At 47.3% G+C, this 9,738-nt stretch carries 6 protein-coding genes; 3 read left to right on the plus strand and 3 right to left on the minus strand.

The window, feature by feature from the left end; genetic code table 11:
* Window positions 1–380 precede the first annotated feature (380 nt).
* The 3 genes from H5300_RS16360 to dsrO are packed head-to-tail and all read right to left on the minus strand — an operon-like array spanning window position 381 to window position 5,442.
* Window positions 381–3,473, minus strand: a complete 3,093-nt coding sequence (locus tag H5300_RS16360; RefSeq protein WP_182796441.1) for a tetrathionate reductase subunit A — start codon at window positions 3,471–3,473, stop codon at window positions 381–383.
* 14 nt (window positions 3,474–3,487) lie between these two features.
* Window positions 3,488–4,639, minus strand: coding sequence for an NrfD/PsrC family molybdoenzyme membrane anchor subunit (gene nrfD, locus H5300_RS16365; protein WP_121602247.1), 1,152 nt, complete (start codon window positions 4,637–4,639; stop codon window positions 3,488–3,490).
* Window positions 4,636–5,442 (minus strand): sulfate reduction electron transfer complex DsrMKJOP subunit DsrO, encoded by an 807-nt coding sequence (gene dsrO / locus H5300_RS16370; protein WP_121602248.1) that lies wholly within the window; start codon window positions 5,440–5,442, stop codon window positions 4,636–4,638. The genes nrfD and dsrO overlap by 4 nt, the downstream gene beginning before the upstream one ends.
* 257 nt (window positions 5,443–5,699) lie before the next feature.
* On the opposite strand from dsrO, the gene H5300_RS16375 reads away from it, so the two are divergent.
* The 3 genes from H5300_RS16375 to H5300_RS16385 form a co-directional block, all read left to right on the plus strand.
* A complete protein-coding gene (locus tag H5300_RS16375) occupies window positions 5,700–7,571 on the plus strand; it encodes a sensor histidine kinase (RefSeq protein ID WP_182796442.1) in 1,872 nt (623 codons plus the stop codon).
* An 11-nt stretch (window positions 7,572–7,582) separates the two neighbouring features.
* Entirely contained in the window at window positions 7,583–8,185 is a 603-nt protein-coding gene (locus H5300_RS16380) for a response regulator transcription factor (RefSeq protein ID WP_017081812.1), read from the plus strand.
* A 322-nt stretch (window positions 8,186–8,507) separates the two neighbouring features.
* Window positions 8,508–9,738, plus strand: a 1,231-nt coding sequence (locus tag H5300_RS16385) for a tetratricopeptide repeat protein (RefSeq protein ID WP_182796444.1), incomplete at its 3' end; no start/stop codon positions are given.

The following is a 9,738-nucleotide window of genomic DNA, read 5'->3' on the forward strand; positions in this document are numbered from 1 at the left end:
GATAGGCTGATCCAACTGCCGTTTATGAAATGCAAGGGAACTGCCATGTTCGCCTCGGTATAACTGCTTGTTAAGGCTCTTTTATGGCACCGATTGTATAAGCATAGCTGCTTTATGGGTGTGGGCTAAAAAAGTTGTGGTGAAATGAAGATTACCTAATGGCTTTGGGTTGATTACTCTATCTAGAGCGGATGCTTTATCTAGATTGGGTACTTTATGTAGATTGGATGTTTTATCCAAATAGGGTGCTTTTTTAGAACAAGGGGACGAAAAAGCAGAGCAATCTCGAATGACGAAGTTGCCCTGTTGTGTTCTCATCTGCAGATCAGATAAGGAAGTGTTTTGATTCTGTGCCTAAGTTATAGCTTGCTGAGTTTAAGCTAGACCTTGTAGATCTTAGCCGGAAGCGCTTGTCTTGCTGCTGCGCCCACAACCCAATCCAACATGACGCCTTTGCCTTCTCTCGTCGGGTCAATCAAGCCTATATCATTGATGTTAACGCCATCGTTCGACTTCATCTTTACTGGTTGCTGCGTGTCACCGATCCAGTGCGCACGTTCACCGAGCTCTTTATGGCCAAATCCATGTTCAAAGCCTAATGTACCTTGTTTGATGCCATCAATCACCATCGCCAACGCGTGTGTGGTTGAGCTCGGTGTTTCAATGGCAAATACGTCGCCTGTTTTGATGCCAGCAGAAGAGGCGTCTTTCGGGTGAATGTAAACTGGGTTCACGCCTTTGATCGACTCTAAACGTGGTGACAAGTTAGACACCGCGCTGTGAATGTTGGACTTAAAGTTGGTCAGAGTAAATGGCCACTCTTTTGCTGGGAATTGCTCTGCTAATGGCGTGCCGTCTGCCAGCTTTTGTGGATACCATGTCGGGCAACCCATGTACTGCTCGCCACTGATGGTGTTGCGAGAGGTACCAAGCTTTTCATTCCAAATAGCCAGTGGTTTGGTCCATTTGTACTTCATGGTTTCATTGGTGTAGGCATTGGTTGCGTCTTCGAAACGACCGCCACGCGCAAAAATATACGCCACTTTGAGCATCTCTTCTGGCTTAAGCGTTTTGTTCATCACAGGTACTAGGCGTTCAAGACCAGACCAAACGATATCTTCAGCGTCTACATTCGGCACGCCGCCTTTTGCAAATGCTAAGTTAGCCGCAGAGCGCAGGTAGAAGTCTTCAGCGCTATGAATACCGTGCCAGTTACCTTGGTTGTCTTTGATTACGTTATCGCCAAAGCCACCTAAGCCCAGTGTTTTCGCCAGATCAATAAAGAAGTTCTCTAGGTTGATGGCGCGTCCGTCTTGAGTGCGTGAGGTTTTAGGCTCAACAATCGGCCAACGAGCGGTGATCGCTTTGGTCGCGACGCCATGCCACGGGGTTGCCATGCCCCAGCTTTCGTAGGTCACCGTGTCTGGCACTAGGTAATCCGATAAGGCAGTCGTTTCATTGATGAAGGCATCGATAGACACGATCAAGCCAAGCTGTTTTGGATCCTTAAGCTTTTCACCCAGCAAGTTGTTTAAACCCGGAACACCATAAAGTGGGTTCGCCATGTGGTTGATCCATGCCTTTGCGCGGTAAGGATAGCCATCAATAGCAGCTGATAAGTGCTCGGTTAACAGCGGCGCAGAGATTGGGTACCACGGCGCGCGTGTCGGGTAAGGTGACTCGCCTGCGGCAACGCGACGTTTGTATTCGCTGGTTTTTTGGTACGGGAACTTGCTGCGGGACAAGAATACACCTTGCGGCTTAGTCTTACCTTTAAACTTAGTAAAGTCGTAGCGTGGGCCTGCAACCGAAGTCGGGTAGCCGCCTGCTTTCGCCATCGCCCCGCCTTTTGCATTGATGTTACCGATCAGCGCGTTCAGCATTAGGATAGAGAACGAGTTGTAGAAGCCGTTGGTGTGCATGTTGCCACCGTGAGTATCGACGACGGCTTTTGTCCCGTAGCTGGTGAAGCGTTTCGCAAGTGCAATAATTTGATCTTGAGGGATTTCACACTGCTCACTGTAGTAAGCAAGGTCATATTTGAAGGCTTCTTCTTTCAATCTTTGTAGAGAAGATTTCACGCGAACAGTCTGACCATCGATTTCTACGTCTTGATCGACGAACAGCGCCGCTTCATTCACCTGAATATGTGATGCTAACAGTGACGTTGTCACATCAAGTGCGATAAATCCGTCATCGTCAGACATCGGTTCGCCTGTTTCTAGCAAACCCATATCCGATGCACGAAGCATACGCCCATTTTGTGGGTGCGATTCGTCACTGATCACAAGGTGAGATGCATTACACCAGTGTGTGGTGCCTGCTTTTTGCATCGCTTGCGCATTTGGGCGAGACAAGAAGTCGTGATTGTAGCGCTGGTTTTCGATGATCCACTGGATCATACCCAGAACTAATGCTGAGTCAGTGCCCGGTTTGATCGGAAGCCAGTTGTTACGATCGCCCGCCGCAAGGCTTGACGATCCTGCCGGAAGGCTTGGAGTGACAATGGTGTAGCTCAGCTTTCCGTTGGTACGAGCCTCAGCCAGTTGTCTCGCCTGGCGCTTGAACGGGTTACCCGCTTGAGCTGGAGACATACCGATGAAAAGAATGAACTCTGCATTGTTGAAATCTGGCTTTAAGTGCGAGAACTTGTCTAGATCGTTCATGATAGCGCCTGAACCTGCACGGAACGCGTAACCACAGTAAGATCCATGATGACCAAAGTTACGTGTGCCGTAGCTGTTAAATGCAAAGCGCTTCAAGATATCGTCACGACCTTCATTACCGGCATTGGTCACAAGCAGTTGGTTGGCTTTTGGACCGTATTCAGGGTTATTTGGATCAAGTGGTGTTTCGATGTCGCGAATCGATCGCAAGCCTTCAACTTCGCCTTCTCCAAACAAGTCACCACCCTCAGTGATCTCAGAGATAAGCTGTTCGTAGCTGATTGGTTCCCACTTGCCTTCACCACGCTTACCAACACGTTTTAGCGGTTGAGTGATTCGGTAAGGGCTGTTTTGAATCTCCAACATGCCATTACCACGAGCGCAGGCTGTCGAGCGGTTATTGATACCGGATTCGCCAGACAAGCCAATGTAGGCATCTTTTATCGGTGTTTTGAACGGGATCTGCTGATCACTTGAAAGCGGGTGATATGGGTTACCTGAGATACGTAAAATCTCATCATTGCGATTATCGATACGTACACGCAAGCCACACAGTGTCCAGCAGCCAAAACACATTGACGGTGCTACGCGTTGGTTTGGATTTGGCGAGATCTTACCCTGCTCATCGACACTGTATTCCGTCTCTAACGAATTACCGTGATGGATGTGATTGGTTTTCTTACCTGCGGTGCCATCGATAGCACCGTGAACCATGTGCTTTGTGGTTGTCGCATAACCTGCAGCAAAAGCTCCAACACCACCGGCAGCAAGGCCTGTTTTCAAAAATTGACGACGTTTGTTATCCATGATGATTCCTCAGACTACAAGCTATGTGAGCGGTTAAGTGGTGACGATGATGTATTTTGGTTTGGCTTAGATGCTGTCTTTGTCGCAGAGCCAGTTGTTCTTGACGATCCAGCAGACACGATTTCAGAGGCGAACAACGCAAGTGCTAGCCAAAGGCCGCACATGCCAACGATGCCAAGTAACCCAGCACTACCCATTGGTAATTCATAAGGGAATGGACCCACATCAAAACGGGGAATGGTTTGAACTTCCATCATGGTGACCCAACGTACCGCCCATGCAGAAACTATGGTCGCAAGCGCAACACAGACAATTCCTAGCTTACTTTGCGATAGGCGTTGCAGTGGTAGAACCAAGATCATGCACAGCAAAATGCTGGTGGTCATGATGCCTAAATTGATGCCCCAAGCGTCGTTCTCATACAGGCTGAAGTGACCATGGTTAGATGCCCAAATCGACGTGAGAATGATGGCAAGGCCACCAGTTAAGGTAATGGTTCTTTGTATCAGAGCTAGGTCTGTTGGTTTTAAGCTTGGTTTGCTTGAAGGCAGCAAAGCCCAAATCAACAGCGTTAAACCCGTAGCAGCAAAGAATGCTGTCGTGAACCAAAGTAGTGGAGAAGCCGGTTGATGCCAAAGCGGTCGACTCGCCAAAATCGCAATCTCTGCGCCTGTATAAAGCGCGATGCTTAGGCCCGAAATAGCCGTCACAGCAGCGAGTGCAATCATTAGCTTTGATGATATTTGCCATTTACCTAGCGTCAGCCAAGACAAACGTTTTAGAAATGGGTTTTCACTTTGTTTAAGCTGTGCGATGTCGTCACGCAGGTAAACCCAAGCAGTCGTGACAGCCAGACCAGAGAATAGAGGTAGAAACAAAGAGCCTAATGACATCCATGACCAAGGCGTGATGTGAGCATAGAAATGCCACGCACGTCCGGGTTGATGCAAGTCACCAGTAAGCGCTAATGGCCCAACAATCGCGCCGATGGCCATCACAAGCACAAGGGCTGCACGAAATTGATGACTGGTTGAATTTTTAAATATCAGGGCAATCAAAAACAGAATCGCCGCCGCGTAAGCCGAACCTATGTAGAAGAAATACTGAACCGCCCACGGTAGCCAAGCGATCTCTTGAGCGGGGACTAACACCTCAGTGATATTCATGCTGTCTCTCCTTGTTCGCTAGAGGATGAGTTATCGATGGCGGCGGGATCATAAATTGCAGGCTGACCTTCGATATGGCTAACGAAACGCTCGTTCATGCCGATATAGAAAACATGGGGGTTGGTATTCTGCTCTGGCTTAAGCACCTTGATGTCGTCTTGGTTTTCATTGAGCAGACGGTTGATCTCGCTGTTTGGATCTTTAAGGTCGCCAATGACACGCGCGCCACCGACACAGGTTTCTACACAAGCAGGCAGTAAGCCGTCTTCAAGGCGGTGTGCACAGAAAGTACATTTGTCAGCGGTAAGGGTGTCGTTATTAATGAAGCGAGCATCGTAAGGACAGGCTTGAACACAATAAGCACAGGCTACGCAGCGTTCGTTGTCGACCATCACTATCCCATCTTCACGCTGGAAGGTCGCTTGAACAGGACAAACCTTGATGCAGGGGGCGTTGTCACAGTGATTACATAGGCGAGGTAACATGAATGATTTCACGTCTTGTTGAGCCGTCGAACCATCATCAAGGGAGACTTCATACTGTTTTACGGTGGTTCTGAACTGGCCAATTGGCGCTTGGTTTTCAACGCTACAGCCAACAGTGCACGCCTGACAGCCAACGCACTTACGTAAATCAATCGCCATGGCGTAGCGTTTGCCTATTTCGCCTTTGCGGTCAGGTTGGTTGTTATTGCGAATGGCTGTGCTTGCGACTGCGGTGTTGATTCCGGCAATGGGAATGAGCGCAGCACCAGCGGAAACCTTGCCGAATTGGCTGAGAAACCGTCTTTTCAATGAGTCCATGGAGGTACCTATAAATGGGTATTCGATCTGTTGGGCTCATTGTCAGATTTTGGGCGTACGCGGGGTATTGTGGATTTCCACATACCCAGATCAAAGTTGATCTAGAACAAATGTGGTTTTCGCTATCTAGCTGTTATGCTTTGTTTTAGGGGCTTATTTAAGGCGCTCAAGCATGAGCTAAGCGCGAAACACGCCGCTGACATAAAATGAATCGAGAATAAATTGAATAAACAGTCCGTTTGGAGAAAGAGATTTCAGTGACAGTCAGAAACCTAATGACAATCGTTGGCCTTTGTTGGTTGAGCCTAACCGCAGGCGCGTGTTTGGCGGCTCAATCGGAGCAAGATATTGCAACGACAAGCACTGTTGGGTCTGAGCAAATCATAGAAGTTGGCGTGTTGGCGACTCGAGGTAAGCTTTCCGCACAGCAGCGTTGGCAGCCGACAATGGATTGGTTGTCTGAGCGCATTCCCGGAAAACACTTTGTTCTCAAGCCTTTCAACTTGGAAGAGATGGCCGAAGCGGTAAAAGATGTGACTGTTGATTTTGTTATCACCAACCCCGGTCAGGCGGTTCGATTAGGACGCCAGTATGCGCTTTCTTGGATGGCAACCATGACCAGTCATAACTTTGAAGCTCAAGGCACCAGTAATACACGCAGCATTGGTTCCGCCTTGGTGGTGAGAAGAATGTCGCCTTATATCTCTCTCGAACAACTTAGCGGTAAGCCGATTGCAGCAGTCTCTGAAAATGCTTTTGGTGGTTACCTCACTATGCGTTACCAAGTGATGCAACAAGGGCTCAACCCCAATCACTTTTTCTCTAATACTCAGTTCTTAGGTTTCCCTATTGATGCTAGCTTGTATCAACTGCGTGAAGGGCACATTGAAGCTGCGGTGGTGCCTGTGTGTTTGGTCGAGAGCATGATCAGCGAAGGTTTGCTGGTGGCGGGTCAATATCGTGTTATCGAGAATCAAGCACCAGAAGGGTTCCGATGTCAGGTGTCTACACCGTTGTACCCTAACTGGTCGTTTGCCAAAACAGAGAGAGCGTCTTCGGCACTGGCGAAACAAATGAGTCAGGTGTTATTTGCTATGCCAAAAAGCAGTGCACCAGCCATTGCAGCGAATGCATCGGGCTGGACTTCACCGACAAGCCTGCTGTCGATCGACAAGCTATACCAACAACTCGACATGCATCCACTGCAACAACCTTGGTGGAAAGAAGCGTTAATCTGGCTCAAGTACAATCAACAGTGGGCATGGGCGTTCTTTATTCTTGTCGTGTCTCTAAATGCTTACCACTTCTGGCTAGAATACAAATTCAGTCGCAGCAAAAAGCAACTAGAAGCGACGCTGTACAAGCTGAAAAGTAAGAGTGAACAGCTAGAGCACTCACAGCGTATCGCGGTAGTTGGTGAACTAGGAAGTAGCTTGGCACACGAGATTAATCAGCCTCTGGCAGCAATTCGGAATTATAGCGAAGGTGGTTTACTGCGGATTTCGAAGAACAAACCGCTGACTGACATAGAGCCTGTATTTGAGAAGATCCAGTCGCAAGTGGACCGTGCTGATGCGATTATCCAACGCTTAAGAAACATGATCAAAAAGCGTTCATCAAATAAATCTCAAATTGATATAGAAGTGCTTCTTACAGATACCATCGAGCTACTGCAATTTCGATTACAGAAACACAAGATAACCATTGAACGTTATGTTGTGGGTAAATCTATCAAGCTATATGTTGACCCTGTCGGATTGCAGCAGGTAGTTGTAAATTTGATCAACAATGCGACTGATGCGTGTAATGCTCAGATGCATCGCGAACAAAGCGCTACGTCTGATATTGGTAACAAAAATAACGAACCATCGACAATTAAAGTGATTACCGAGTATCAACCGGATAAAATGATGCTGTCGGTTATCGATAACGGCACGGGCTTAGATTTTACCGAGCAACAAGTCACTCAAGCCTTTGTGAGTAGCAAAGAAAACGGCTTGGGGTTAGGGCTTGCGATTTGCCAAGATGTGATTGAAGACCACAGTGGCAAAATGAGCATCACTTCACTGACTCCTCATGGTTGTCATGTCTCGGTGACACTGCCTTCCTCTATTTCAAATGACTCATAAGGAATCTTGTTATGCCTGAACTTCATCAAACGTTGCCGGTCTATGTGGTTGATGACGATGAGTCGATGCGTGACTCATTGGTGTTCCTATTAGAAGAGCATGATTTCACTGTGTCAGCTTTTGGAGATGGCCCGAGTTTTTTGGACTCAGTGGATTTGAGTGCGCCGGGTTGTGTGGTATTAGACAGCCGAATGCCAGAGATGAGAGGGCAACAAGTTCATGAGTTGATGGTGAAAGCGCAGAGTCCACTGTCGGTGATTTACCTGACGGGTCACGGTGATGTGCCAATGGCGGTTGAAGCCTTACAAGCCGGAGCGGTGAATTTCTTTCAAAAGCCAGTTAAAGGTAATGAGTTAGCTGAGGCGATCAAACAAGGTTTGGACGCTTCTGAAAAGCACTTACACATGAACGTGTATCGCCAAGCGTACGCATCATTAACCGAGCGTGAGATAGACATCCTCAAACAAATTATCGACGGTAAGCGTAACCAGAAAATTGCCGATGAATTGTGTATCGCGATGAGAACGGTAGAAGTACACCGAGCGAGTTTAATGAAGAAATTTTCTGCTAAAACGGTTGCTGAACTGGCTTACATATACGGCCAACTGAACTAACTACAGCGACACGAAATTGTTGATAGGTATTCATCAATTTCGTTGTCGTTTTTTAAGATTATTTTGCTCAAAGGTGGTTTTCATTATCGAACTCTATTGAAGCAAGGTCACACCATTTATGGAGTGCATAAGGATAGGTCTAAGTAGACTTTTTATCGCTATGTATTCCTGAGATACTGAACTGAGTTCATTTTAGGGCGGAACGTTTTAATAACGGCGCTTTTCCCTGTAATTAGAAACATACCATTCACTATGGGTTGATCACTTTCCCGATATCGGGGCTAGTATCAGCCGAGTTAGGTTAAAATATTTTATGAGTACAATGGGAATCGCAATTGGTGCGACGGCTCTTTCGTTAATACTTGTCGCCGTGTGGCTGATCTCTTTATCGTTAAGAAAGCAGCGCTTGGAACAAGAACGTAAGGCTCGTGCTGTCGCTTATCGAAAAGCGATTGAAAAAGCGCGCATACAAGAGCAAAAAGAGCGTCACTTCAAAGCCGAAACGGGGCATGTTCCGTCGATTCTGTATTTGGCAAAAGAAGCTGAACGTAACAATATTAAGGAAGCTTTGTATTGGTACGACAAAGCGGCGCAACTCGATAATATCAATGGCATGTACGGCATTGTGCGCCTAAGCATGAAGCGCAAAGAAGACCTAATTTTAAGAGAGAAAGCCAACTTTTGGCAGCTTGCGATATCCGCATTGGACAATGACGTGTCTGCGAAATTTGAGATGGGCAAAGCGCTTGTCTTTGGTCGTGGAACTGATAAAAACATCCCTAAAGGTTACACTTATATCGAAGAATCTGCGGCTGGTGGTAATACTGAAGCAATGCTGTTTATCGGTGACTGGTGTCTAGATAAAGAAAACCCAGACTACTCTGCCGAAAGCTCTGTCGAGTGGTACCAAAAGGCCGCGGAAAAGAATAGCTTAGACGGCAAGATCAAACTTGGTATGAGTTATTTGAACGGTGTTGGTGTTGAGCCTAACCATGGTGAGGCCGTTTACTGGTTTGAGACGGCCGCAGAAAAAAACAGTGCAGAAGCCATGTTTAGAGCAGGTGAAGCTTGGATTGACCATGGTGAACACGGCAACGCTATCGCTTATATCTGGCTATTTCTATCGGCTCATTTTGGTTACTCAGAAGCGAAGCATTTGAGGGATAAAGTAGGCGGTGAACTCGGTGTGGATGCCGTCGTGGGCTTACAAGCTCTGACTAAACCGATAATGACCAAGCTGACACAAGAAGCAATCACTAAGCACTCAATCATTAAAGCGCTCAACAAGCTCTACAAACGCAATGTCCCTGTCCCTAAGAAGGTTAAAGAAGCGTCCGATGAAGAAGGTGAGGAGTTAAATGTCGATGGTAGTCATTTAGAGACCAAAGCGTCGAGTGAGCAAGGTTCTAACGTCGATTACAGCCAGCAGGCGACGCCAAACCATGATAGCGGTGCTGCGAATCAAGGGTCACCCAACGATCAAGCAACGCATAACAAAGAAGCAAGTCCTAACTCTCTAGACTTCAGTCAGGCAGCCGTGGATCCTAGCTGGA

This window comes from Vibrio sp. SG41-7, from assembly GCF_014164465.1.
GTDB lineage: Bacteria > Pseudomonadota > Gammaproteobacteria > Enterobacterales > Vibrionaceae > Vibrio > Vibrio splendidus.

Coding starts and splice junctions, on each gene's coding strand:
- H5300_RS16380 (WP_017081812.1), top strand. CDS start 7,583: ATGCCTGAACTTCATCAAACGTTGCCGGTCTATGTGGTTGATGACGAT.
- nrfD (WP_121602247.1), bottom strand. CDS start 4,639: ATGAATATCACTGAGGTGTTAGTCCCCGCTCAAGAGATCGCTTGGCTA.
- dsrO (WP_121602248.1), bottom strand. CDS start 5,442: ATGGACTCATTGAAAAGACGGTTTCTCAGCCAATTCGGCAAGGTTTCC.
- H5300_RS16360 (WP_182796441.1), bottom strand. CDS start 3,473: ATGGATAACAAACGTCGTCAATTTTTGAAAACAGGCCTTGCTGCCGGT.